Below are 26456 nucleotides of genomic sequence, written 5' to 3' on the forward strand. Positions count from 1 at the left end.
TTAAGATACAGGAAGGCAGCAAACGAGAGCAGCTAACATGTCTGCGGCTTGAAAGATGACGGGGATTAGGGGTTGAATCTTGGTATCGAGATATATATAGTGACGCCCGCTTGACGGCTACGAGCAATTTGCTTCGGGTTTACAAGGGCAGCGCGAAAATCAGTCAGGAAGGTGGCATGTCTGCACAACCGGTAGATATTCAAATTTTTGGTCGCTCGTTAAGGGTAAACTGCCCGCCAGAACAACAAGATGCGTTGAACATGGCAGCAGAGGATCTTAACCAACGGTTGCAAGATCTTAAAGTTCGCACTAGAGTCACAAATACTGAGCAGTTAGTTTTCATCGCGGCATTGAACGTCTGTCACGAATTAGCTCAGGAAAGGTTGAAAACCCGTGACTATGCATCCAATATGGAGCAACGTATTCGGATGTTACAACAGACCATTGAACAGGCATTGCTTGAGCAGGGTCGCATCTCTGAACGTCAGGATGCACAATTTGAATAAATCACTGTTGAATGATAAATTCAGCAGTGAGTAAAAAATTCTCTGAGATGTTTGCCAGCGGGCCCGTCCCCTGAGCCGATAATTAATACCAACAGAATGTAGTGCCTCCGTAACTGGTGCGCATGCTCGGTTCGCCGAGAAGCCTTAAGGTTACGACGCTGCGTTCACCTTGAACCATGGGTTCAAGGGTTACAGCCTGCAGCGGCATCTCGGAGATCCCCCTTCTTTATCGGGTAACCCGCATTCTGGGTTATCACGTTCGTTTTGATACTGGCAGCTTTATTTACCTGAATTAACGACAAGTATTTGAATTTACGACAACGACTTGAATAAACAATAAGTATTTGGATTAACAACACGCCATTTGAATCAGCATATGCCTTTGAATCCACAACATGCTCTTGAGCGGCAACATATTCGTAGCGAAATTCGTAAACGTCGGCGTCTTTTGACTCCAGAGCAACAGCAACAATCAGCCCATCTGGCAGCCAAACACATCGCTACCCACGACAAAATTCAACAAGCCAGCACCATTGCCGTGTTTCTCTCTTTTGATGGCGAGCTGAATACCCACCCCATTATTGAACGGTTATGGCAGCAGAAAAAACGCGTTTATCTGCCGGTTCTCCACCCTTTCAGCCCCGGCCACCTCTTGTTTCTGCGTTATCGCCCTAATAGCACGCTGATCCGTAATCGCCTCAAAATCCTTGAGCCACAATTAGATGTCCGCGATGTTCTGCCGTTAAACCAACTGGATGTAGTGATCACTCCACTGGTGGCATTTGATAGCCTCGGGCAACGCTTAGGTATGGGCGGCGGCTTTTATGATCGTACACTACAGCACTGGCAGGATGGTGGCCCATATCCTATTGGTCTGGCCCATGATTGCCAGCAAGTAGAGAGTTTACCAAGTGAATTTTGGGATGTGCCATTGCCAGAGATTGTGACACCAACAAAAGTGTGGCGGTGGTGAGAAATAACCCTTCAATATAAAAAACACCCGATATTTTATAGATAGCGGGTGTTTAGTTATTCAATTCAATGTTTATACTCAAATCATTGGCAATGCAGCCAGACAGCAAGCGAACTAATCCCGATGAGCTTACATAAGTAAGTGATTCGGGTTAGTGAGAGCCGCTAACAACGCTGCAAAGTCAAGACCGAAGGGCATATCAGTAAAGCAAACGAGCGCGGATAGTCCCTGGGATCGCCTTCATAGCCTGCAATGCTTTTTCTGCATTTTCCGCATCATCAGTTTCAACATCAATAACGACGTAACCAATTTCAGCGCTGGTTTGCAAATATTGCGCCGCGATGTTCACGTTCTGCTCAGCAAAAATTTTGTTAATGCTGGTCAGAATGCCAGGACGGTTTTCATGAATATGCAACAAACGGCGGGTATTATCGCCATGAGCAGGCAGAGAAACTTCCGGGAAGTTAACCGCAGACAGCGTTGAGCCATTGTCGGAGTACTTCGCCAGCTTACCAGCCACCTCATCACCGATATTTTCCTGCGCTTCCTGAGTGGAACCACCGATATGCGGTGTCAATAACACATTATCGAACTCGCACAATGGTGAATTGAACGGGTCTTTATTGGTGGCCGGCTCTTCAGGGAATACGTCGATTGCCGCCCCTGCCAAATGATTGCTGGCCAAAGCATCACACAGCGCCGGGATATCAACCACAGTACCGCGTGAGGCATTAATCAGCATGGCACCCGGCTTCATCAGTGCCAACTGCTCAGGACCAATCATATTCTTGGTAGAGCGATTTTCCGGCACATGCAAGCTAATCACATCACTCATATTCAGTAGATCAGACAGGTGACGAACCTGCTGCGCATTCCCCAACGACAGTTTATTTTCGATATCGTAGAAGAACACTTTCATACCGACACTTTCGGCCAGAATACCTAATTGAGTCCCGATATGACCATAACCGATGATACCCAACCTCTTGCCACGAGCTTCATAGGAGCCCACAGCCAGCTTATTCCACTCGCCACGATGTGCTTTGGCGTTAGCGGACGGAATGCCCCGGAACATCAGCAGTAACTCGCCCAGCACCATTTCGGCGACCGAACGGGTATTGGAGAAAGGTGCATTGAATACCGGCACGCCGCGCTTGGTGGCCGCGTTTAAATCAACCTGGTTGGTACCGATACAGAAACAACCTACCGCAACCAATTTCTCTGCTGCGGCAAAAACTTCTTCGGACAGATGCGTGCGCGATCGAATGCCGACGAAGTGAGCATCACGAATAGATTTTTTCAGTGATTCGGTGTCTAAGGCACCTTTATGGTATTCAATATTGCTATATCCGGCTGCACGCAGATTATCAACTGTGCTCTGGTGCACCCCTTCCACTAACAGAAACTTAATTCTGTCTTTCTCCAGTGATACTTTTGCCATGTCCCCGACCCTATTTTCAGACTTCAGATGTGGCTGCCGCTATCGAATGAATCCGGTCAGCACCCTGTCAACATAACAAATATTACACGGGCAGCAATACAAACGATTGCCTGCCGGTCAGCATAACAATCAGTGCCAATGTTAATTTATGGAATAAAAAACTGGCAGGAAGAGGGTTAATGGCAGGTTAATAAAACGAAATGAAGAAATGTGATATATATCACCAAATTTAACCATTTTAAGAAAAGAGTTTTAAAAGCAAAAAAACTTTCAGGATGAAGCGGCCAGACCTTATCCTGAGAGCGAATTAACTGATCACTTTAATTTTATGGTCTTAACACCGTCGGCAGTACCGATCAGCGCCACATCAGCACCACGATTAGCAAATAGCCCCACCGTGACGACACCGGCAATCCCATTGATGCTATTTTCTAACGCGATGGCATCTAAAATAGTCAGGTTGTGGACATCCAAAATGACATTACCGTTATCGGTCAGCACATTCTGACGATATTCAGGCAACCCACCCAGTTTAACCAGTTCACGAGCGACGTAAGAACGAGCCATCGGGATCACTTCAACCGGCAGAGGGAATTTGCCCAGCACATCAACCTGTTTGGAAGCATCAGCGATACAAATAAACTTACGGGCGATCGCGGCGATGATTTTCTCGCGGGTCAATGCCGCACCACCGCCTTTGATCATCTGCATCTGACCGTTAATTTCGTCGGCCCCATCAACATAGATATCCAGTACATCCACTTCGTTGCAATCAAATACGTGGATGCCATAACTTTTCAGTTTGGCGGTAGACGCATCAGAGCTGGAAACCGCCCCCTCTATCTGGCCTTTGATGGAGCCGAGAGCATCAATAAAATGTGCCGCGGTTGAGCCGGTACCAACCCCAACGATAGTACCGGGTGTAACATAGTCTAATGCTGCCCAGCCCACTGCTTTTTTAAGTTCGTCCTGAGTCATGGTAAGTTCACGCCTTGATGTGAAAGAAAACCTGACGTCATTATAGAGCATGTGCGCAGGAAATCCTGTGAATAAAGCCCGTATGCGATACGGTTAACTCTAGCGAGATCACAGTTATACCGGTTTATTTGTGGCGAACGTCTTGGGATTGCTTCATAGCAAAATGACCAAAACGTAGCGGTAAAATGTGGCATAGTGCCGTATCAACTTAATATTTGGAGAGATGACTCCGATGAAACGCCCAGACTACCGTACGCTACAAGCGCTGGACGCGGTGATCCGTGAACGCGGTTTTGAACGCGCTGCACAAAAACTTTGTATCACCCAATCGGCGGTATCTCAACGCATTAAGCAGTTGGAGAACCTGTTCGGTCAGCCACTGCTGGTGCGCACTGTGCCACCACGGCCGACTGAACAAGGGCAGAAATTGCTCGCGTTACTGCATCAAGTCGAGCTGCTGGAAGAAGAGTGGCTCGGTAATGATAACGGGGGGGATACGCCACTGTTACTGTCACTGGCAGTCAACGCCGACAGTCTGGCCACCTGGCTGCTACCGGCTTTAAAACCGGTACTGGTAGACTCCCCTATCCGCTTGAATTTACAAGTCGAAGATGAAACCCGGACGCAAGAACGGTTACGCCGTGGTGAGGTTGTCGGCGCGGTCAGTATCCAGCCACAGCCTCTGCCCAGCTGCTTAGTCGATCAACTCGGCGCGCTGGATTACCTGTTTGTGGCGTCCAAACCTTTCGCTGAGCGCTACTTCCCCAATGGCGTGACCCGTTCAGCATTACTGAAAGCTCCGGCAGTGGCCTTTGACCATTTGGATGATATGCATCAAGCGTTTTTACAGCAGAATTTTGATTTATCGCCGGGCAGCGTACCCTGCCATATCGTCAACTCATCGGAAGCCTTTGTACAGTTGGCGCGGCAAGGAACCACCTGCTGTATGATCCCGCACTTGCAAATCGAGAAAGAACTGGCTTCAGGCGAATTGGTTGATCTGACACCGGGGCTACTGCAACGGCGGATGCTGTTCTGGCACCGGTTTGCACCTGAAAGTCGGACGATGAGAAAGGTGACTGACGCCCTGCTATCTTACGGGCGTCAGGTGTTACGGCAGGACTAGTGTTGTAAAGTGATTGAGTTACTTGGCAGGAGTGCTGGCGCGGGTTTGTAGCTCAAATACGACATCAACCTGATCATCAAAATGGATGGTCTGTTGCTCGTAAGTTTGGGCTGCATCATTAGCAGGTGCCGCTTCCGCGCTTTTAAACATGCGGGCTACCGGCATTGGCTGGTAGTTAGCCACATGGTAACGGATGCTGTACACCGGCCCCAGTTTGACATTAAACCCATCGGCCAGCGACCCGGCCTGGCTAATGGCATTCTCAATGGCTTTTTTACGTGCCTGCTCACGATAATTCTCCGGATTAGCGACACCCAGCTCTACCGCACGGATCTCATTCAGACCAGACTTCAGCGCCCCATCCAGTAACTCATTCAACTTATCGAGCTGGCGCAGTGTGACCTGAACCTGACGCACCGCACGGTAACCTTTCAATACCGCTTCACCGGTTTTCTGGTAATCGTACTCGGGTTGGGTACGGATATTAGCGGCATTGATATCTTTCTTATCAATGCCACTTTTACGTAAGAAATCAAAATATTGTGCGACGCGAGTATCCGCCTGTTTTTTGGCATCAGCGGCATCTTTAGCAGAGACACTCACTTCAATGGCAATGGTGGCAATATCCGGTGTTGCATCAACACTGGCAGTACCGGAGGTGACAACATGCGGCCCTTCTGGCACTTCGGCGGCCTGAACGTGCAGCGCCAAAGGTAACGTCCCTAATCCCATCATTGCGGCCAAAGCCAATGTCTTCAACTTCACAGTGCCTCCTAAGATATACATGACAAATTATTTATGCCTTGCCAGTTAGATAACCAGTGAATTCAATTAGTCGCAAATACATTTGCAGTTAATTACACTCACTTGCATCTCATTGGCAAGGTGATTAATTTGCCGTTGGTGATCGTCTTAACGCATCAACCGTAGCATATCTTACGAAGCATGGGATTCAGATTAATGATAAAAACTCACAGATTTAATCCCTGCCGTGCTAACTGAAAAGCAATAAACCACATCACGCCGCCTACCAGCAGATGAATCACCCGTTGCGAGGTTGGACGGTTGAGCCAGGGTGATAACCACGCTGCCAGTAGCGCCAGAGCAAAGAACCAGACAATAGACGCACTTACTGCCCCCAAAGCAAACCAAGACCGTACATCCGGTAATAGCTGGCCGCCAAGACTACCCAGTACAACAAAAGTATCCAGATAAACATGTGGATTAAGCCAGGTCACTGCCAGTAGCGTTACCAGTATCCGCCAGCGCCCCTGTGCACCTGCACTGACAGAAGACGATGCGCTATCACCCCGCCATGCTGCCACCAACGCCCCCCAGCCATACCACAGCAGAAAAGCCACCCCACCCCACGTCACCAGCGCCAGCAGTAATGGCGAACGGCTCAATAAAGCACTGCCGCCAAAAATACCCGCGCAAATTAAGATGATGTCACTGAGGGCGCACAGCGATGCACTCATCAAATGGTGCTGGCGCTTTATCCCTTGGTTCATCACAAAGGCATTTTGTGGCCCCAAGGGCAGGATCATGGCCGCACTGAGGACAAACCCTTGCAAATATACAGCTAACATACTGTTACCTTTAAATAATACTCAGAATTGACTGAGCGAACAGGAGAGTAATGAGCAGCATAATACGGGGATAAAATCATCAGAGGAAATTGATATTTCTTATCAACTATAAGTAAATCTAATAATGAATAATGGGAAGCCAAAATAAGCGGAAAAAACGGGCTGATAACCGCCCGTTTTGAAATATTTACTGTTAATTTTTAGATGGTTACTGTTAACCAGTGCTTACGCAGGCCGGTTAGATTCCACTTTTGCTATCTGATGTAAATGCACATCCATCTGCGGGTAAGGAATGCCAATTTTGTGGGCATCCAGCGCGCGTTTGAAGCTCTCCATCAGATCCCAATACACGTCCATCGCATCGCCATTAGTGGTCCAGACGCGCACCGTAAAGTTCAACGAAGAGGGTGCCATCTCATTCAGACGCACCGTAACGCCTTTGTCATGCATGATGCGCTCGTCGGCTGCAATAATGTCACCCAGCACTTTCTTCACCGCATCAATATCAGCATCGTATGCTACGCCAATAACCATATCGGTACGGCGGTTCGGTTCGCGGCTGGTATTGATGATGTTGTTGGCAATAATTTTGCCATTTGGCACTACAATGATTTTGTCATCAGCAGTGCGCAACGTGGTTGAGAAGATCTGCACCTGCACCACCGTACCGGCTACACCGCCCAAATCGACATACTCACCCGCTTTAAATGGACGGAAGGCCACCAGCAGCACACCGGCTGCAAAATTGGATAGCGAGCCTTGTAGCGCCAAACCGACGGCTAAACCAGCGGCACCAATAACCGCAATCACCGAGGCGGTTTGCACGCCAAGACGCCCCAGTACTGCCACAATGGTGAATGCCAGAATGCTATAGCGCGCCATTGCCGCCAGGAAATCCGCCACAGTGGCATCAATACCCCGTAGCTTCATTACCCGACCGATCATACGTGATACGACTTTAGCGATGATCGAACCGACAATCAGGATCAAGAGCGCTGCAACAAGATTGACAGCATATTGAATCAGCAAGTCTTGGTTATCCACCAACCAAGTACTCGCATTATTGATACCATCAACTACGTTTAATTCTTCCATTTTAACCATCCTACAAAAAGCTCCCTGCGGGAGAGATTACGCCAAAAATTACCGCAATATGCTGACCAACATGGCAGACAGCCTGTTTAGGGTAACTAACAATAGAGAATGTTGCCAATTTTGGCCGATAACTTAAGGCCGAGAGACCAGACTATGAGTCTATAGCGGCAGCGAGAATGCTATTTAGGCGGGTTAGATTACGAAAAAAGGCCCCGCAGGGCCTTTAAAGTCAGTCAAAGCAGAGCTGAATTACAGAACGTCTTTCGCGTTCAGTTCTTCAAATGCTTTTTCCAGACGAGCGATCATAGTCACCTGTGCAGCACGTAGCCACGCACGTGGATCGTAGTATTTCTTGTTAGGTTTATCTGCGCCTTCCGGGTTACCCAGTTGAGCTTGCAGATAGCCTTCGTTCTTTTTGTAGTAGTTCAGAATACCGTCCCACGTTGCCCACTGGGTGTCGGTGTCGATATTCATTTTAACTACGCCGTAGCTGACGGCTTCTTTGATTTCAGCAGCAGTAGAACCTGAACCGCCGTGGAAAACAAAGTTTAAGCTGTTGTGCGGCAGATTGTGTTTCTTAGAAACATAATTCTGAGAATCACGCAGAATAGTTGGGGTCAGCTTCACGTTACCAGGCTTGTAAACACCGTGTACGTTACCGAAAGAAGCCGCGATAGTGAATCGTGGGCTGATAGCATTCAGTTTTTCGTAAGCGTAATCAACATCTTCCGGTTGAGTATACAAAGAGGATGCGTCCATATGGCTGTTGTCTACGCCATCTTCTTCACCACCGGTGCAACCCAGTTCAATTTCCAGTGTCATACCCATTTTCGCCATGCGAGTCAGGTATTTGCTACAAATTTCGATGTTTTCTTCCAGCGACTCTTCCGACAGGTCAATCATGTGAGAAGAGAACAGAGGTTTGCCGGTCGCTGCAAAGTGTTTCTCACCCGCGTCCAACAAGCCGTCTAACCAAGGCAGCAATTTCTTGGCGCAATGGTCGGTATGCAGAATCACGGGAACACCGTAGTGTTCAGCCATCTGATGTACATGGTGCGCACCAGAGATAGCGCCCAGAATTGCAGCACCTTGTGGCACGTCAGTTTTGACGCCTTTACCTGCGATAAATGCGGCACCACCGTTAGAGAACTGAACGATAACCGGCGCACGCACTTTGGCTGCTGTTTCCAGCACTGCGTTGATAGAGTCGGTGCCGACACAGTTAACCGCTGGCAGAGCAAAGTTGTTTTCTTTTGCTACTGCGAACACTTTCTGAACGTCATCGCCTGTGATGACACCTGGTTTTACGAAATCAAAAATTTTAGACATGTACGTTGTCCTGTTTCGTCGACTGAAGATAGCAGCTATCCGATGGGGATAGGCCCTAAATGTAAATCGCCTATACCCGTCATACTTCAAGCTGCATGTGCGTTGGCTGCCTTGCTCACCCGAATCATTGACTCGCGTCAACTCATCGGAATTCACTTAATTGCCGCCTTCCTGCAACTCGAATTATTTAGGGTATAAAGCCCGCGAGCTTCATTGGCTAAAAGCGAAACGGGTGGCTCTCGCCCCCCGTTATCTAAATTACTGCTTAGCGCGTTCTTCCAGCATCACCACCGCTGGCAGTTTTTTCCCTTCTACGAACTCCAGGAAAGCGCCACCGCCGGTAGAGATATAGGAGATTTGGTCAGCAATACCGAACAGATCGATTGCCGCCAGTGTGTCACCACCGCCGGCGATTGAGAATGCGTCGCTCTCTGCAATAGCACGAGCCACAATCTCGGTACCTTTACGGAAGTTAGGGAACTCAAACACACCCACCGGGCCATTCCACAGAATGGTCTTGGCGTTTTTCAGGATCGCAGCCAGACGTTCCGCAGACTCGTCGCCCAAGTCCAGAATTTGCTCATCATCTTTGATTTGATCAGCAGGCTTCAGTGTTGCAATTGCCGTTTCAGAGAACTCAGTAGCAACACGAACATCAGTAGGAACCGGGATATCGCAGGTTTCCAGCAAGCGCTTGGCTTCGGGGATCAGGTCTGCTTCGTACAGAGATTTACCGACATTGTGGCCTTGAGCTGCCACGAAGGTGTTAGCGATACCGCCACCAACGATCAGTTGGTCGGCAATTTTAGACAGCGCACCCAGCACGGTCAGCTTAGTAGACACTTTAGAACCACCCACGATGGCCACCATTGGGCGCGCGGGGTTACCCAGAGCTTTACCCAGTGCTTCCAGCTCTGCTGACAACAGCGGGCCAGCACACGCGATAGGGGCAAATTTACCTACACCGTGAGTAGAAGCCTGTGCACGGTGAGCGGTACCAAAAGCATCCATGACATACACATCACACAGTGCGGCATATTTCTTGGACAGAGCTTCGTCGTCTTTCTTCTCGCCTTTGTTAAAGCGAACGTTTTCCAGAACAACCAACTCGCCAGCTGCAATTTCAACGCCGTCCAGATAGTCTTTCGCCAGACGCACCGGAGATGACAATTTGTCTTTCAGGTAGTTAACTACTGGCAGCAAGGAGAACTCTTCGTTGTACTCGCCTTCGGTCGGGCGACCCAAGTGAGAGGTAACCATTACTTTAGCGCCTTGCTTCAGTGCCGCTTCAATCGTCGGCAAAGATGCACGGATACGCGCATCAGAAGTCACTTTGCCATCTTTTATCGGCACATTGAGGTCCGCACGGATCAGCACGCGTTTGCCAGCCAGATCCAGATCGGTCATCTTAATTACAGACATGGTGAATCCTCTTGTTGATTCTCTTTAAAGTTGCATAAGCTGCACATCAACGCTGATATAACCGCAGTAAATCACAGTAAAACAAGACGTTAGCATGCCGTACTAGAAACCACTCCTGGCCATCGCCAATGTCGTATCCAACATTCTATTGGCGAAACCCCATTCGTTATCGCACCATACCAAGGTCTTAATCAGGTGCTGCCCACTGACCCGCGTTTGCGTGCAATCGACAATCGCACTGTGCGGATCATGGTTAAAATCGGTCGACACCAATGGTAATTCCGTATAGTCAACTATACCACGAAATAAACCTCTTGCTGCCTTTTGCAAAAGCTGGTTAACCTCAACTACCCCAACCGGGCTTGTGACGCTAACGCTTAAATCGATAGCCGTTACGTTGATGGTCGGCACCCGTACCGAGATAGCTTCAAACCGGTCACAAAACTTCGGAAAAATACGGGTAATCCCTGCGGCCAGTTTAGTATCCACCGGGATAATGGACTGGCTTGCTGCCCGGGTACGACGTAAATCCTGATGATAAGCATCAATAACGGGCTGGTCATTCATTGACGAATGAATGGTGGTAACGGTGCCGGATTCAATACCATATGCATCATCCAATAACTGAATAATAGGAATAATACAGTTGGTAGTACAGGAAGCGTTGGACACAATCCGGTGCTTAGCCTGTAAATCCTGATGGTTAACGCCATACACCACCGTGGCATCCAAATCATTGCCGCCGGGATGGGCAAATAGCACCTTTTTGGCACCAGAGGTTAAATGCGCCTCGCCATCTGCACGGCTGCCATAAACGCCGCTACAATCCAGAACAACATCAACGCCTAACTCACCCCAGGGTAACTGCCCGATTTCTGGCCGATGAAGCAGCCGGATAATATCGTCCCCGACGTATAAATTGTCACATTCCTGACGGACATCCCAGGCGAACCGGCCATGGCTGGAGTCATACTTCAACAGATGGGCCATCCCTTCCGCATTCGCTAACTCATTAATCGCAACTACTGAAATTTCTGCCCGACGGCCTGATTCATATAACGCACGTAAAACGCTACGACCAATTCGGCCAAAGCCATTTATCGCTATGCGGATTGTCATGTTACTTCCTGCTACTGGTTATTATCATGCAACCCCATAGCGTACTGCACCGTACCCTAAGATGTTAATCGTCTTATCACAATTCAGCCAGAATACTCCCGGTTTTTTCCTCAGCAAATTTGACTAAAGCTGAAAATCAATTATGACTGAAACGCTTCAGCCAGAATAAACCAAACTAATCATAAAAGGAATATCTGCCTGATAAAGGGCACAATTCACCTATGAATTGGCGAAAAAAAAGACCGCCGAAGCGGTCTTTTAACAGGTGAGTTACCGGGATTATCATCACCGTTTACACCTGATATTCTCTTTGCACTTGAAGCCGCAGAGTTGTTAGCTGCAACTGCCCGTACTTTAGGTATAGGACAGCGTAACCTGACGGCTTATTTCAGTAACGCCTGAGCTTTCGCCACCACATTTTCTACGGTGAAACCAAACTCTTTGAACAGCAATTCAGCCGGAGCAGATTCACCGAAGGAATGCATGCCAACCACTGCGCCGTTCAGGCCAACGTATTTGTACCAGTAATCTGCAATACCCGCTTCTACTGCAACGCGAGCGCTAACCGCTGCTGGCAATACGGATTCACGGTAAGCCGCGTCTTGTTTGTCGAATGCATCGGTTGATGGCATAGAGACAACCCGCACTTTGCGGCCTGCGGCAGTCAGTTTATCCGCCGCCGCAACCGCCAGTTCAACTTCAGAACCGGTGGCAATAAAGATCAGTTCAGGCTGGCCGGCACAATCTTTCAGCACATATGCGCCTTTAGAGATGTTGGCTAACTGCTCAGCAGTACGTGGCTGTTGGGCCAGGTTCTGACGCGAGAAGATCAAAGCGCTCGGGCCATCTTTACGCTCCAGTGCATACTGCCATGCCACCGCTGATTCAACCTGATCACAAGGACGCCAAGTGCTCATGTTTGGGGTCACACGCAGGCTGGCCATCTGCTCAACCGGCTGATGGGTTGGGCCATCTTCGCCCAGACCGATTGAGTCATGGGTGTATACGAATATGGTGCGGATTTTCATCAGTGCAGCCATGCGCACTGCATTACGGGCATATTCCACAAACATCAGGAAGGTTGCGCCGTAAGGGATGAAACCACCGTGCAAAGCGATACCGTTCATGATGGCAGACATACCAAATTCACGGACACCGTAGTGAATGTAGTTACCGGCCAGATCTTCGCTCAGTGACTTAGAGCCAGACCAGATAGTCAGGTTACTGGGTGCCAGGTCAGCAGAACCACCCAGGAATTCAGGCAACACTTTACCGAAAGCTTCCAGTGAATTTTGTGATGCTTTGCGGCTAGCAATGTTCGCCGGATTTGCTTGCAGCTGTTCGATGAACTTCTTGGATTCTGTTGCCCAGTTAGCTGGCAGCTCACCGCTTACACGGCGTTTGAATTCAGCAGCCAGTTCTGGATAGGCTTTAGCATAAGCGGCAAACTTGTCGTTCCAGGCAGCTTCTTTCGCCTTACCCGCTTCTTTAGCATCCCACGCGGCATAGATATCTTGTGGGATTTCGAATGGCGGATATTTCCAACCCAAGGCTTCACGGGTGGCGGCAACTTCATCAACACCTAATGGTGCGCCATGTGAATCATGGGTGCCGGCTTTCTTCGGTGAACCAAAACCGATAATGGTTTTGCACATCAATAATGACGGTTTGTCGGTCACTTTGTGGGCTTGTTCGATGGCCGCTTTGATGGCGTCTGCGTCATGACCATCAACACCACGAACCACATGCCAGCCGTAAGCTTCGAAACGGGCAGCGGTATCATCAGTGAACCAGCCTTCAACATGACCGTCGATAGAGATACCGTTGTCATCATAGAAAGCCGTCAGTTTGCCCAGCTTCATGGTACCCGCCAGAGAACAAACCTCGTGGGAGATGCCTTCCATCATGCAACCGTCACCCATAAAGGCATAGGTGTGATGATCGACAATATCATGGTTCGGGCGGTTAAACTGCGCGCCCAGAGTACGTTCTGCAATTGCAAAACCGACGGCATTAGCGATCCCCTGACCCAATGGGCCGGTGGTGGTTTCTACGCCAGCGGTATAACCGTATTCAGGGTGACCTGGGGTTTTAGAGTGCAGTTGACGGAAGTTTTTCAGCTCTTCCATCGGCAAATCATAACCAGTGAGATGCAACAAGCTATAGATCAACATGGATCCGTGACCATTCGACAAAACGAAACGGTCGCGATCAGCCCAGTGTGGATTGGTTGGATTATGGTTCAGGTAATCACGCCACAGAACTTCGGCAATATCTGCCATGCCCATTGGGGCGCCGGGGTGGCCGGAATTCGCTTTTTGCACTGCGTCCATGCTTAGTGCGCGGATCGCGTTGGCAAGCTCTTTACGAGAGGACATGTTTTACTCCAGGTCGGATTAAAAAAAGCGTTCAAGTTTACCATTTTCTCAGATTAAGCATTGAAACGGCAATCACTAAAAACAACGAATGGAATCTGCTGATTTTCAGAACAAAGATATCGCTCTGACGCCAATAGCGGATTAATCTTCGCTATCCATTGTCAGTCAGACAATACCTTGGGTATTTCAGCCATCGCGCTCCAGAGTAGTAGAAGCTGCACTGATGCAATAGCTATTAATACGATTGATGTAATGTAACAATAAAAGCCCCATAACCACAGGAAGAAAGTGTTATGAAGATGAGTACCTCAATGATTGCACTGAGCCTTACCGCACTGCTTAGCGGCTGCCAGAATATGAATACTGATGGTTTAATGCAATCCGGCGCTCAGGCATTTCAGGCGGCAACCCTGAGCGACACTGACGTAAAAAGCCTCAGTGAGAAATCTTGCGCAGAAATGGATCAGAAAGCCCAGATAGCACCGGCAAATAGTGTTTACGCGCAGCGTCTGGCAAAAATATCAGCTGCATTGGGCGATAACATTAATGGTACGCCAGCCAACTATAAGGTTTATGTCACTAAAGATGTCAATGCCTGGGCGATGGCAAATGGCTGTATCCGTGTCTATAGCGGCCTGATGGACATGATGACCGACAATGAAGTGGAAGGTGTTCTCGGCCATGAAATGGGCCATGTGGCCTTAGGGCATACCCGCAAAGCCATGCAAGTGGCCTATGGCACTACCGCCCTGCGCACTGCGGCCACCTCAGTGGGGGGTATTACCGGGCAATTGTCTCAGTCTCAGTTAGCCGACATTGGCGAGAAACTGGTTAACGCCCAGTTCTCACAAAAACAAGAAAGTGAAGCAGATGATTACTCATTCGATTTGCTGAAAAAACGGGGTATTGATCCCAATGGCTTAGTGACCAGCTTTGAAAAACTGGCAACCATGGAAGCCGGCCGCAGCAGCAGTCTGTTTGATGACCATCCCTCTTCACAAGCGCGGGCGGAACATATTCGCCAGCGTATTGCTGCCGAGAAGTAAATCTAGTCAGTTTATACATGTAAACGCCTCAATTAGAGGCGTTATTACCTATTCTACCGCCAGATCAATCTCAATTTGATCACCATTGATCCGCACCGGATAGGTGACTAAATCCCGATCGCCGGGTTCACGCAGGCACTGCCCGGTCCGCACATCAAACAGCGCACCATGCAATGGACACTCAACGGTTTCACCGTCCACAAATCCCTGAGTTAACAATGCATTGGCATGAGGGCAAATATCCTCCATCGCGAAATACTCACCATCAACCAAATAAATACCAATCCTTTTATCATCAACCTTTGCTGAAAAAGGAGCATCAGGTTTGACGTAACTTACCTTACAGACACTGAACCACCCCATTGAAGCGCCCTCACCTTGCCAGCATGGTAACAATTAAAACCATTAATATGAGTGTGGTTGATATTTGGCTAATAACCAGTCGCGATGCAAACAAAAAGGGCAAACCTGAGTCTGCCCTTTTGTCGATATTGAATAAATTCGTTAGTGATTACTCATCTTCGAGATAAGTATAACCATACAGACCGGCTTCAAACTCTTCCATAAACTGTGCCTGCAATTTTGTGTCCAGGTCAGTTTCTTTCACTTGATCGTGGAACTGTTTCAGCAACTTCTCTGGATTCAACTGAACGTATTCCAGCATATCCGCGACGGTATCACCTTCGTCGGTCTGCTTAACTTCAACCGTGCCATCCTTGTGAACAAGCACATCAACGGCTGCGGTATCGCCAAATAGATTGTGCATATTACCCAGGATTTCCTGATAGGCTCCCACCATAAAGAAGCCCAACAGTGGTGGGTTTTCGGCATCATACGGCGGCATTGGCATGGTAGTTGCCACGCCATCACCGTCAATATAATGGTCGATAGTCCCGTCAGAATCACAGGTGATATCCAGCAAGACGGCACGGCGTTCAGGTGGATTATTTAATCCCTCCAGTGGCAAGACCGGGAAGAGCTGATCAATGCCCCATGCATCCGGCATTGACTGGAACAGTGAGAAGTTGACGTACAGCTTATCGGCCATACGCTCTTGCAGCTCATCAATGATTGGCCGATGCGCACGATTGCTTGGATCCAGTTGTTTTTGGATCTCGTTGCAAATACTCAGATACAATTCCTCAGCCCAGGCACGTTGCTTTAGATCCAGCATACCGTGAGCGTATTGGGTATGAACATCGTGCAAATCCATCTGGCTATCGTGCAGCCATTCGCGCAGCGAGCGACGATTTTCTGGTTCTTGCATTTCCAACCAGGTATCCCACAGGCTTTCCAGCGCGCGTGGTGCATCGGTAGCCGGTGCCTGTGGCGCGTTGAACTCATTACGCTCTACACCGATAACATTAGATACCAGCACCGTATGATGCGCGGTTACTGCGCGGCCTGATTCAGTAATGACTGTTGGGTGCCGCAAACCATGCTCATTACAAGCATCACCGATACCCCAGATAACGTTGTTGGCATATTCATTCAGGCCATAGTTAACTGAGCAATCGGATTGGGAGCGCGTCCCTTCGTAATCCACCCCCAGACCGCCACCCACATCAAAGCACTGGATATTGACGCCCAGTTTATGTAATTCCACATAGAAACGCGCAGACTCACGCACACCAGTGGAGATATCACGGATGTTGGATAGCTGAGATCCCAAATGGAAATGCAACAATTGCAGGCTGTCCAGACTATTGGCATCACGCAGCATATCAACCAGTTGCAACACCTGAGTGGCCGACAAGCCAAATTTGGATTTTTCACCACCACTGGCCTGCCATTTACCAGAACCTTGTGATGCCAGACGCGCACGAACTCCCAAACGCGGCACTACGTTCAAGCGCTCAGCTTCTTCCAGCACCATTTTGATTTCTGACATCTTCTCGATAACCAGATAAACCTTATGGCCCAGTTTTTCGCCGATCAATGCCAGCCGAATATATTCACGGTCTTTATAGCCGTTACAAACAATGACCGAACGGGTCATACCGGCATGGGCCAGAACCGCCATCATCTCAGCTTTAGAACCCGCCTCCAGCCCTAATGGCTCGCCAGAATTGACCAACGACTCAATGACCCGGCGATGCTGATTGACTTTAATCGGGTAAACCAGGAAGTAATCGCCTTCATAACCAAACGAATCACGCGCACGTTTAAACGCGCCGTTAATTGAGCGCAGGCGGTGCTGTAAAATTTGGGGGAAACAGAATAACGCAGGCAGACGTTGCCCCTGCTCAAGCTGCATTCTTTTAACCAGTTGCGCCAGATCGACACGCGCCTCACGAACATCCGGATCAGGGCAAACACTGATATGACCCAGTTCATTGACGTCATAATAGTTGCCACCCCAGTAGGCGACGTTATACGTGCTCAGCATCTTGCTGGCATTACGATCGTTCATGGCAACCTCCTGCATCGAGCGTAAAGAAACATGTGCGCCCGCAGCTGACGGACGGCCAATCAAGTTATCATCAGACATAATTCGCCTCTATTGCGATACTGACGATAAAGTCAGCCACTATCGCAGCTACACCCTGCAAGGACAACCCACGTGAATGCCAAATAGGCAGGATCTTACGCTGAAATGCGCTATCCACGAGCGGTTTATCACTCAAAAATCTATTCACATAGAAAAGGGTAAACACGTTTAAATGTAAAATACGTTCGACTGTAAATACGTATTAAGATTTTGTGAATCGGATTAGCCGCAAAGTCGTTAGGCTCCCCGGATTCAGTGCTTCAGGCGGCTGTTAACCTGCCCGCGAATCCTGAGTCGCACCCATGTGGGTGTAACATCGCCTTGATGGTGTACAAGAAAGGAAGGTTGCAAGGGGGGATTGAACGTCAGAACGACGCAGCTGTTGATGTGCAGCAACAAGTAGACAACGGATCATTAATCCAACCACCTCCACGCATGCCGCTCACAATGAACGGACAAGAATTTAAATAGATAAATTTAAGTAACAGTTTGATTACGCAGTAATTTTAGTGCTCATCCAGGGTTAACTCCCCATAAAAAATGAGGCTTATCACTGAGGGTAAAACACTGAAAATCTAACAATGAGCCGATGCCCTCTTCCGGCATCCGCATCATTGCATATCAAATAAGTTGCGCGCGCAGTTTATACCTATAACGCGAGCAAAATGCAAATAGCGCGTATACCCTAAATAATTCGAGTTGCAGGAAGGCGGCAAGCGAGATAATCCCGATGAGCTTACTGTCGTAAGTGATTCGGGTTATTGAGTGTCGCCAACGCACATGCAGCTTGAAGTATGACGGGTATAACTGTATCAAGCGGTAAATAAATCAAGTCACAACCAAAGAGAGAAATCTCTTGATGCAAAAAGGGCTGGCATTAAAGATAAAAGCTGACCTAAAATAGACGTCCAGATGTTAATACATCCATACATTTTAATTGCTAGAATGCTAAGTGCATTGTCAATGCACCGGCTTCTAAATTGATATACCCAAAGAACCTGGAGTTGCAGCTAACCACCCTGTGGCTTCAAGTACGAATGGGATCGACTGCTAAAGGCTTTGCCTAAAGGGGCGTTGCAAGGCGTCAACGCATCAGACTATCTAACCAATGTCGGTTTCTGTTGCCTGGCACTCAACGCTATGCAGTGACTTTTCACTTGTATTTCAAGGTAAAGAAAACAATGGCTAAACATCTATTTACATCAGAATCTGTCTCTGAAGGGCACCCTGACAAAATCGCTGATCAGATTTCAGATGCGGTACTTGACGCAATTCTTGAACAAGATCCAAAAGCACGTGTTGCCTGCGAAACCTATGTCAAAACAGGTATGGTCATGGTTGGCGGTGAAGTCACCACTAACGCATGGGTAGATATCGAAGAAATCACCCGTCGTACCGTGCGCGAAATCGGTTATGTTAATTCTGAGATGGGTTTTGACGCTAACTCTTGCGCCGTTTTAAGTGCGATTGGTAAGCAATCACCTGATATTAATCAGGGTGTTGACCGTTCAGATCCATTAGAACAAGGCGCGGGTGACCAGGGCCTGATGTTCGGCTATGCCACTAACGAAACCGACGTTTTAATGCCCGCACCTATTACCTACGCTCACCGTTTGGTCAAGCGTCAGGCTGAAGTGCGTAAAAATGGCACCTTGCCGTGGCTGCGCCCGGATGCAAAAAGCCAGATTACCTTCCAGTATGACGACGGCAAGATTGTCGGTATTGATGCGGTTGTTCTGTCGACGCAGCATTCAGAAGATATCAGTCTGAAAGATTTGCAAGAAGCGGTGATGGAAGAAATTATCAAGCCGGTTCTACCTGTTGAGTGGCTCACTGCTACCACCAAGTATCATATTAATCCGACGGGTCGTTTCGTTATCGGTGGCCCAATGGGTGACTGTGGTCTGACGGGCCGTAAAATCATTGTTGATACCTACGGCGGCATGGCTCGCCATGGTGGTGGGGCATTTTCGGGCAAAGATCCGTCCAAAGTTGACCGTTCAGCCGCCTATGCAGCTCGTTATGTCGCGAAAAATATCGTCGCGGCAGGCTTGGCAGACCGTTGTGAGATTCAGGTTTCTTACGCCATCGGTGTGGCAGAACCGACCTCCATTATGGTGGAAACATTCGGTACCGGTAAGGTTTCAGAGGATCAACTGATTACTCTGGTGCGTGAGTTCTTCGAGCTACGCCCTTATGGCCTGATTCAAATGTTGGATCTGTTGCATCCGATCTATCAAGCTACCGCAGCTTATGGTCACTTTGGTCGTAAAGAATTCCCTTGGGAAAAAACCGACAAAGCCGAATTACTGCGTGATGCTGCTGGCCTGAAATAAGCTTTAGTACGCAGAATTCGAACAGCAAAAACCCCGCTGAATATATTGCGGGGTTTTTTATGAATTATGGGTTTATCGCGCCTGCTGGCTTGCATATGGTTACCTGCCGTTTTATTCTTCCGCAATATGAGTACACTAAGAATCCCTATCGCGTTACAGCAAGCCATTATGCGCTGTTTGCGCCACAAATTGCAGTTGGCGAATCAGCATCTGGGCACCGCCTATCCGGAGCCAAAAATCAACTATCATCAACGTGGTACCAGTGCGGGCAGTGCTTATCTACAATCCTTCGAAATTCGCCTTAATCCCGTGCTATTGCTGGAAAATCAGCAGTCTTTTATCGATGAAGTGGTACCTCATGAATTGGCTCACTTGCTGGTTTATCGCCAATTTGGCCGGGTTGCCCCCCATGGCGCAGAGTGGCGCTGGATGATGGAGCATGTATTGCAAGTCCCGGCCAGCCGTACTCATCAGTTTGAAGTGGCCTCAGTGCGCAGTAAAACTTTCAATTATCAGTGCACATGCCAACAACACGCCTTAACCATTCGCCGCCACAATAAAGTACAGCGTGGCGAGAGTGAATATCGCTGCCGTCACTGTGGGGAAAAACTGCAATTTATTGCAGTAAAAAGCGGTTAGGAATGAACGTTAATTGTTATAAAACAGCGTGTTAATTTGCCATTCATCCGTATTATCTATAACCTGCCTGCTTTTCATCATCGAGCTGTTGTGAGATATGTTACGCAAAATCCTGTTCCTGCTGGTTTTATCCTCCCCGTGGCTTCCTCTGGTCAGTCACAGCCAAAGCATTAATAACTTTTCTCAGGCCAAAACAGTGGCCGTGAAAATTAACCATGATGCGCCTGGCAGTTTTTACTGTGGATGCAAAATTGACTGGCAAGGCAAGAAAGGTGTTCCAAACCTGAAGAGTTGTGGCTATCAACCCAGAAAAAATGCCCAACGAGCCGCACGGATTGAATGGGAACATGTGGTCCCCGCCTGGCAGTTTGGCCACCAGCGCCAGTGCTGGCAGCAAGGTGGGCGCAAAAATTGCGCTAAAGATCCGGTCTATCGCCAGATAGAGACTGATTTACACAATCTGCAACCCGCTATTGGTGAAGTGAATGGCGACCGCAATAACTTTATGTATTCCCAATGGAATGGTGGCAACGGCCAATACGGTCAGTGCGATATGAAAGTTGATTTTAAAAACAAGCTGGCAGAGCCTCCAGCCCGTGCTCGCGGGGCAATTGCACGCACCTATTTTTATATGCGCGACCAGTATCAATTGCGGCTCTCCAGCCAGCAAAGTAAGCTATTTGATGTTTGGCATCGTCAATATCCCGTCACCGATTGGGAATGTCTGCGTGATGAGCGAGTAGCAAAAGCGCAGGGTAATCATAACCCTTATGTACAACGAGCTTGCCAGCAACAAAAAGGCTAATCTAGTATATCGCTAATATTTTCGTTTCAGGACTCAGAGCACCCCATGCGCATACCCCGCATTTATCATCCGCAGCCTTTACAGGCGAATACCGAGCTGGCGCTAAGCGATGAAGCTGCCAATCACGTAGGTCGTGTGCTCCGTATGATTGAAGGCCAAAGCCTGCAATTATTTGACGGCAGTAATCAGGTTTTTGCAGCCGAGATCGTGCGGGCAGATAAAAAAAACCTGGTGGTCCGACTCACCGAAGGGCAGTTGGAAAACCGTGAGTCACCATTAAACTTACACTTAGGGCAGGTTATTTCCCGTGGTGAGAAAATGGAATTTACGGTACAGAAATCCATTGAGTTGGGTGTCAATGTGATTACTCCGCTGTTTTCTGAACGCTGTGGCGTTAAGCTGGATGGCGAACGTCTGGCGAAGAAAATCCAACAATGGCAAAAAATTGCTATCGCTGCCTGTGAGCAATGTGGCCGCAATACTATCCCAGAAATCCGGGCGGCAATGCAGCTAACCGACTGGTGTGCGGAGCAAGATGATAGCCTGAAACTCAATCTGCACCCGCGTGCCAGCAATAGCATTAACACCCTTCCCCCGTCGCTCAACAAAGTGCGTTTGTTGATTGGCCCGGAGGGCGGTCTGTCTGCCGATGAAATTGCCATGACCTCGCGCCTTGGATTTACTGATATCCTGCTGGGACCGCGAGTTTTGCGTACTGAAACTACCGCCCTTACTGCCATTACTGCTTTGCAGGTGCGGTTTGGTGATCTGGGATAAAATTCGTTCCCATTAGGAGAGAAGAATGATCAAGCTCGGCATCGTAATGGACCCAATCTCGTCCATTAATATCAAGAAAGACTCCAGCTTCGCTATGCTGTTGGAAGCACAGCGCCGTGGTTGGGAACTGCATTACATGGAGATGGACGATCTTTACATGCGTGGCGGTAATGGCTGCGCCCGTACTCGCCTGTTGAGTGTGAAACAAGATAAAGACGATTGGTTCAGCTTTGGTGCGGAACAAGACCTGCCGCTGCACTCTCTTGATGTCATTCTGATGCGTAAAGATCCGCCGTTTGATACTGAATTTATCTATGCCACTTATATTCTGGAACGCGCAGAAGATAAAGGTACGCTGGTGGTGAATAAACCGCAGAGCCTGCGTGACTGTAACGAGAAGCTATTTACCGCCTGGTTCCCTGAGTTAACGCCAGATACCTTGGTCACACGCAGTAAAGAGCAGATCCGTAAATTCCATCAGGAACATGGCGATATCATTCTAAAACCCCTGGATGGTATGGGTGGCACCTCGATATTCCGGGTGAAGCAGGATGACCCTAACGTATCGGTTATTATTGAAACATTGACCGAACTCGGCAGCCGATTCTGCATGGCACAAAACTTCCTGCCCGCCATCAAAGAAGGCGATAAACGTGTATTGGTGGTTGACGGCAAGCCAGTGCCTTATTGCCTGGCGCGTATTCCTGCTCAGGGTGAAACCCGTGGTAATCTGGCTGCCGGTGGCCGTGGCGAAGCCCGTCCACTCAGTGAGAGCGATTGGAAGATTGCTAACGCGGTGGCACCAATACTGAAGCAAAAAGGCTTAATTTTTGTTGGCCTGGATATTATCGGCGATCGTCTGACTGAAATTAACGTCACCAGCCCGACCTGCATACGTGAAATTGAAGCCGCCTTCCCGGATGTCTCGATAACCGGCATGCTAATGGATGCGATTGAAGTGCGTTTGGCTAGCAGCCCTAAACGAATGAAATAACAAAAACGGAAGTGGTGTATTTTTGAGCGCTACTTCCGTGACTTTATTCTCACTTATCCGCATACTCACATGAGTTCACCCCTTAACTCAGCGAATCCCCTATATAATATAATGAATTTACAGCATCACTTTCTTATAGCTATGCCTTCTCTTCAGGCCCCCCCATTTATGCGATCGGTTATTTACGTCTGTGAGCATAACGAGGAGGGTGCAATGGGTTTGGTGATAAACAAACCTATGGAACAGTTCACGGTAGAGACTGTGCTGAAAAAACTGAAAATCAGCCCTTCACCACGCGACCCATCCATACGTCTGGATAAACCGGTATTAACTGGCGGGCCACTGGCGGAAGATCGCGGTTTTATTCTGCACTCGCCACGGGAAGGTTTCACCTCCAGTATTCCTATCTCACCAGATACCATGATAACCACCTCCAAAGATGTCCTGGAAACGTTAGGAACACCAGATCAGCCTAAAAATCTATTGGTGGCGCTGGGTTATGCCGGCTGGCAGCAAGGGCAGTTAGAACAGGAATTGTTAGATAATGTCTGGCTGACTATTGAGGCAGATCCTCATATTCTGTTCCACACGCCAATTGCTGAACGCTGGCAAGCAGCAGCCAACAAGCTGGGGATTAATATCTTCAACATTGCTCCGCAAGCAGGACACGCCTAATGGCTAACCGCACCATTGTTTCCTTTGATTTTGGTACTAAAAGTATCGGTGTGGCTATCGGTCAGGAAGTCACTGGCACCGCAAGAGCGCTGACATCATTTAAAGCGCAGGATGGCACCCCAGACTGGCAGAAAGTCGAAAAACTGCTGAAAGAGTGGCAACCTGATTTAGTGGTGGTCGGGTTGCCACTGAATATGGATGGCACTGAGCAACCGCTGACCGCGCGCGCACGTAGGTTTGCCAACCGCTTGCATGGCCGTTTTGGTGTACAGATAGCCTTACAAGATGAACGCCTCAGTACAGTAGAGGCCCGTGCCAATTTGTTTGACAGTGGTGGTTATCGTGCACTGGACAAAGGCAGCGTCGATGCTGCTTCTGCGGTCATTATTTTGGAAAGTTGGTTTGATGAACAGGCAGGCTGAAGACGTTTTTTTGACATTATCCCTTGCTGTTTTCCATTTTCCATTTCCACTGCCTAACCCGACAATCCCGGCATGCATGGCACCCATGCCCGCACAATTGTATACTACCTTTATGCCAATCAGCGGCTCAAAATATTGCACACCCCATACGGGTGTTTTTTACATTTATTGAGGTTTTCTCATGACAAAAGTGACTGTTGCTGCGACTCAAATGGCCTGTTCTTGGGACCTGCCTAAGAACATTGAAAATGCCGAGAGACTGGTACGTGATGCACACGCCAAAGGCGCGCAAATCATCCTGATTCAAGAGCTGTTTGCCGCACCTTATTTCTGTATTGATCAAAGCCCGGAACACTATGCACTGGCCCAAGAGCTGGATAATAGCCCGCTCATTAAGCACTTCGCCAAGCTGGCGGCCGAGCTGCAAGTAGTGTTACCACTAAGCTTCTTTGAGAAAGCCAATAATGCCTACTACAACTCACTGGTTATGATTGACGCTGATGGTTCGGTTCTGGATGTGTACCGTAAAACTCACATTCCTAATGGCCCGGCTTACCAGGAAAAACAATTCTTTATTCCGGGCGATACCGGCTTCAAAGTCTGGCAGACCCGCTATGCAAAAGTCGGCGTAGGCATCTGCTGGGATCAGTGGTTCCCGGAAACAGCCCGCAGCCTGGCGCTGCTTGGCGCAGAAATCATCTTCTACCCAACGGCTATCGGCTCTGAACCGGCTTACCCTGAAATCGACAGCCAACCACACTGGACCCGTGTTCAGCAAGGCCATGCCGCAGCAAATTTGGTGCCCGTTATCGCGTCTAACCGTATCGGTACCGAAAAAAGCAAGTTTATCGATGGTCTGGAAATGACCTTCTACGGTTCCTCCTTCATCGCAGACCAAACCGGTGCACTGCTGGCTCAAGCCAACAAAACTGACGAAACCGTGTTGGTGCACCAGTTTGATTTGCAGGAAATTGCTGCTCAGCGCGCTTCATGGGGCTTGTTCCGCGATCGCCGTCCGGAAATGTATCAGACATTAACCACTTCTGACGGCAAGACCCGGAGATAATTTATGTCTACACAAGACCAAGTTTTACCAAGCATAGCGTCACAAGAACTACCCGGTACACCACAACAGGATGGCTTTTTTATGCCCGCCGAATGGGCAAAGCAGGATGCCGTCTGGATGCTGTGGCCATATCGCCAGGATAACTGGCGCGGCAAAGGTGTCCCCGCTCAGCAGACGTTTGCCAAAGTCGCCGAAACCATCAGCGGAGCAACCCCCGTATTTATGGGAGTGCCTGCTGAGTTTATGGCACAGGCTAAAGTAATCATGCCAGCCAGTGTCACGTTGGTCGAAATGGCCAGCGATGATGCCTGGATTCGCGATAGCGGCCCGACCATGGTGATTAACGGTGCCGGTGAACGCCGCGCTGTTGACTGGCAGTTCAACGCTTGGGGCGGACTTAATGGCGGCTTATATACCGATTGGCGGCAAGATGAGAAAGTTGCCGTTCAGGTTAGTGACTTCCTGAATAATGCCCATTACAGCGCACCGTTAGTGCTGGAAGGTGGCTCTATTCATACTGACGGTGAAGGCACGTTACTGACTACCGCTGAATGTTTGCTGAACCCAAACCGCAACCCGCATCTGAATCAGGCGCAGATTGAACAGCTACTGCGTGAATACCTCGGTGTCACGCATTTCATCTGGTTACAGGACGGCGTCTATAACGATGAGACTGATGGTCACATCGACAATATGTGCTGCTTTGTCCGCCCTGGTGAAGTCGCTCTGCATTGGACTGATAATCAGCAGGACCCGCAATACGCGCGTTCTGTTGCCGCTTTTGAGGTGTTATCCAATGCGGTCGATGCCAAAGGTCGTAAGCTGAAAATCTGGAAGCTACCGGCACCCGGCCCGCTGTATAACACCGAAGCCGAGACTTTCGATGTGCTGTCCAGCGATGCCGTTCCCCGTACCGCCGGTGAGCGGTTGGCGGGCTCTTACGTCAACTTCCTGATCAGCAATCAACAGATTATTTATCCGCTGTTGGATAGCAACACCGATGGGCTGGCGCATGATCTGTTGCAGCAGATGTTCCCTGACTATGCGATTGTCGGCGTTCCTGCCCGCGAGATCCTGCTAGGGGGCGGCAATATTCATTGTATTACCCAGCAGATCCCAGCAGCCTAGTTACCCATCGTACTTGGAGCCGCAGCGGTGTTAGCGGCTCTCACTTACCCGAATCACTTACCAATGTAAGCTCATCGGGATGCATTCGTTTGCTGCCTTGCTGCAACACCAATTACTTTGA

25 protein-coding genes and 1 other RNA gene are annotated in these 26456 nt (G+C 48.9%); 14 read left to right on the forward strand and 12 right to left on the reverse strand.

Features of this window, described 5'->3' with window-relative positions:
* Window positions 1-176: 176 nt before the first annotated feature.
* The 3 genes from zapA to AEP37_RS14270 all read left to right on the forward strand — a co-directional run bounded on the left by zapA (window position 177) and on the right by AEP37_RS14270 (window position 1479).
* Window positions 177-506: a cell division protein ZapA gene (gene zapA, locus AEP37_RS14265; RefSeq protein WP_004706812.1), complete on the forward strand. Its 330-nt coding sequence runs from the start codon at window positions 177-179 to the stop codon at window positions 504-506.
* A gap of 36 nt (window positions 507-542) precedes the next feature.
* Window positions 543-726, forward strand: a non-coding RNA gene (gene ssrS / locus AEP37_RS24980) — 6S RNA.
* Window positions 727-882: 156 nt separating this feature from the next.
* Entirely contained in the window at window positions 883-1479 is a 597-nt protein-coding gene (locus tag AEP37_RS14270; protein ID WP_049613955.1) for a 5-formyltetrahydrofolate cyclo-ligase, read from the forward strand.
* A 199-nt stretch (window positions 1480-1678) separates the two neighbouring features.
* Here AEP37_RS14270 and serA read toward each other — a convergent pair whose 3' ends face one another.
* Both serA and rpiA read right to left on the reverse strand, forming a co-directional pair.
* Window positions 1679-2920 (reverse strand): phosphoglycerate dehydrogenase, encoded by a 1242-nt coding sequence (gene serA / locus AEP37_RS14275; RefSeq protein WP_049613956.1) that lies wholly within the window; start codon window positions 2918-2920, stop codon window positions 1679-1681.
* Between the two features lie 315 nt (window positions 2921-3235).
* Window positions 3236-3898: a ribose-5-phosphate isomerase RpiA gene (rpiA, locus tag AEP37_RS14280; RefSeq protein ID WP_049613957.1), complete on the reverse strand. Its 663-nt coding sequence runs from the start codon at window positions 3896-3898 to the stop codon at window positions 3236-3238.
* 232 nt (window positions 3899-4130) lie between these two features.
* Here rpiA and AEP37_RS14285 point away from each other — a divergent pair, with 232 nt between their 5' ends.
* Window positions 4131-5024, forward strand: coding sequence for a LysR family transcriptional regulator ArgP (locus AEP37_RS14285; protein WP_049613958.1), 894 nt, complete (start codon window positions 4131-4133; stop codon window positions 5022-5024).
* An 18-nt stretch (window positions 5025-5042) separates the two neighbouring features.
* On the opposite strand, the gene AEP37_RS14290 is transcribed toward AEP37_RS14285, so the two are convergent.
* From AEP37_RS14290 to tkt, 7 genes are all read right to left on the reverse strand, one after another.
* On the reverse strand, window positions 5043-5789 hold the full coding sequence (locus AEP37_RS14290) for an oxidative stress defense protein (RefSeq protein ID WP_049613959.1): 747 nt from the start codon (window positions 5787-5789) through the stop codon (window positions 5043-5045).
* Window positions 5790-5995: 206 nt separating this feature from the next.
* The gene (gene argO, locus AEP37_RS14295; protein WP_049613960.1) at window positions 5996-6613 is read right to left on the reverse strand and encodes an arginine exporter ArgO; all 618 of its coding nucleotides are present in this window, start codon (window positions 6611-6613) and stop codon (window positions 5996-5998) included.
* Between the two features lie 225 nt (window positions 6614-6838).
* Window positions 6839-7708: a small-conductance mechanosensitive channel MscS gene (gene mscS, locus AEP37_RS14300; protein ID WP_049613961.1), complete on the reverse strand. Its 870-nt coding sequence runs from the start codon at window positions 7706-7708 to the stop codon at window positions 6839-6841.
* 249 nt (window positions 7709-7957) lie between these two features.
* On the reverse strand, window positions 7958-9037 hold the full coding sequence (fbaA, locus tag AEP37_RS14305) for a class II fructose-bisphosphate aldolase (RefSeq protein WP_049613962.1): 1080 nt from the start codon (window positions 9035-9037) through the stop codon (window positions 7958-7960).
* A gap of 258 nt (window positions 9038-9295) precedes the next feature.
* The gene (gene pgk, locus AEP37_RS14310) at window positions 9296-10459 is read right to left on the reverse strand and encodes a phosphoglycerate kinase (RefSeq protein ID WP_049613963.1); all 1164 of its coding nucleotides are present in this window, start codon (window positions 10457-10459) and stop codon (window positions 9296-9298) included.
* A gap of 102 nt (window positions 10460-10561) precedes the next feature.
* The gene (gene epd / locus AEP37_RS14315) at window positions 10562-11578 is read right to left on the reverse strand and encodes an erythrose-4-phosphate dehydrogenase (RefSeq protein ID WP_049613964.1); all 1017 of its coding nucleotides are present in this window, start codon (window positions 11576-11578) and stop codon (window positions 10562-10564) included.
* Between the two features lie 383 nt (window positions 11579-11961).
* Entirely contained in the window at window positions 11962-13956 is a 1995-nt protein-coding gene (tkt, locus tag AEP37_RS14320; RefSeq protein WP_049613965.1) for a transketolase, read from the reverse strand.
* A 293-nt stretch (window positions 13957-14249) separates the two neighbouring features.
* On the opposite strand from tkt, the gene loiP reads away from it, so the two are divergent.
* Window positions 14250-15002, forward strand: a complete 753-nt coding sequence (gene loiP / locus AEP37_RS14325; RefSeq protein WP_049613966.1) for a metalloprotease LoiP — start codon at window positions 14250-14252, stop codon at window positions 15000-15002.
* 48 nt (window positions 15003-15050) lie between these two features.
* Here the strand turns inward: loiP and AEP37_RS14330 are convergent, their stop codons facing one another.
* The 3 genes from AEP37_RS14330 to AEP37_RS28055 form a co-directional block, all read right to left on the reverse strand.
* A complete protein-coding gene (locus AEP37_RS14330; RefSeq protein ID WP_049613967.1) occupies window positions 15051-15365 on the reverse strand; it encodes a non-heme iron oxygenase ferredoxin subunit in 315 nt (104 codons plus the stop codon).
* 148 nt (window positions 15366-15513) lie between these two features.
* Entirely contained in the window at window positions 15514-17493 is a 1980-nt protein-coding gene (gene speA, locus AEP37_RS14335) for a biosynthetic arginine decarboxylase (protein WP_049613968.1), read from the reverse strand.
* A 271-nt stretch (window positions 17494-17764) separates the two neighbouring features.
* The gene (locus AEP37_RS28055) at window positions 17765-17908 is read right to left on the reverse strand and encodes a hypothetical protein (protein ID WP_418394564.1); all 144 of its coding nucleotides are present in this window, start codon (window positions 17906-17908) and stop codon (window positions 17765-17767) included.
* A 766-nt stretch (window positions 17909-18674) separates the two neighbouring features.
* On the opposite strand from AEP37_RS28055, the gene metK reads away from it, so the two are divergent.
* From metK to aguA, 9 genes are all read left to right on the forward strand, one after another.
* On the forward strand, window positions 18675-19829 hold the full coding sequence (metK, locus tag AEP37_RS14345; RefSeq protein WP_049613970.1) for a methionine adenosyltransferase: 1155 nt from the start codon (window positions 18675-18677) through the stop codon (window positions 19827-19829).
* A gap of 126 nt (window positions 19830-19955) precedes the next feature.
* Window positions 19956-20468, forward strand: coding sequence for a SprT family zinc-dependent metalloprotease (locus AEP37_RS14350; protein ID WP_049613993.1), 513 nt, complete (start codon window positions 19956-19958; stop codon window positions 20466-20468).
* Between the two features lie 97 nt (window positions 20469-20565).
* Complete coding sequence (gene endA / locus AEP37_RS14355; protein WP_049613971.1) at window positions 20566-21273, forward strand: deoxyribonuclease I; 708 nt, start codon at window positions 20566-20568, stop codon at window positions 21271-21273.
* A 45-nt stretch (window positions 21274-21318) separates the two neighbouring features.
* Window positions 21319-22050 (forward strand): 16S rRNA (uracil(1498)-N(3))-methyltransferase, encoded by a 732-nt coding sequence (rsmE, locus tag AEP37_RS14360; protein WP_049613972.1) that lies wholly within the window; start codon window positions 21319-21321, stop codon window positions 22048-22050.
* Window positions 22051-22075: 25 nt separating this feature from the next.
* Window positions 22076-23044, forward strand: coding sequence for a glutathione synthase (gshB, locus tag AEP37_RS14365; RefSeq protein ID WP_049613973.1), 969 nt, complete (start codon window positions 22076-22078; stop codon window positions 23042-23044).
* A gap of 111 nt (window positions 23045-23155) precedes the next feature.
* Window positions 23156-23719, forward strand: a complete 564-nt coding sequence (locus AEP37_RS14370; protein WP_049613974.1) for a YqgE/AlgH family protein — start codon at window positions 23156-23158, stop codon at window positions 23717-23719.
* Window positions 23719-24141 carry a Holliday junction resolvase RuvX gene (gene ruvX, locus AEP37_RS14375; RefSeq protein ID WP_049613975.1) on the forward strand — a complete coding sequence of 141 codons (423 nt, stop codon included), beginning with the start codon at window positions 23719-23721 and terminating at the stop codon, window positions 24139-24141. Before AEP37_RS14370 ends, ruvX begins: the two co-directional genes overlap by 1 nt.
* Window positions 24142-24322: 181 nt before the next feature.
* The gene (aguB, locus tag AEP37_RS14380; protein WP_049613976.1) at window positions 24323-25207 is read left to right on the forward strand and encodes an N-carbamoylputrescine amidase; all 885 of its coding nucleotides are present in this window, start codon (window positions 24323-24325) and stop codon (window positions 25205-25207) included.
* 3 nt (window positions 25208-25210) lie between these two features.
* On the forward strand, window positions 25211-26335 hold the full coding sequence (aguA, locus tag AEP37_RS14385) for an agmatine deiminase (RefSeq protein ID WP_049613977.1): 1125 nt from the start codon (window positions 25211-25213) through the stop codon (window positions 26333-26335).
* Window positions 26336-26456 lie beyond the last annotated feature (121 nt).

This window comes from Yersinia pekkanenii (genome assembly GCF_001152565.1).
In the GTDB taxonomy this organism is placed as follows: domain Bacteria; phylum Pseudomonadota; class Gammaproteobacteria; order Enterobacterales; family Enterobacteriaceae; genus Yersinia; species Yersinia pekkanenii.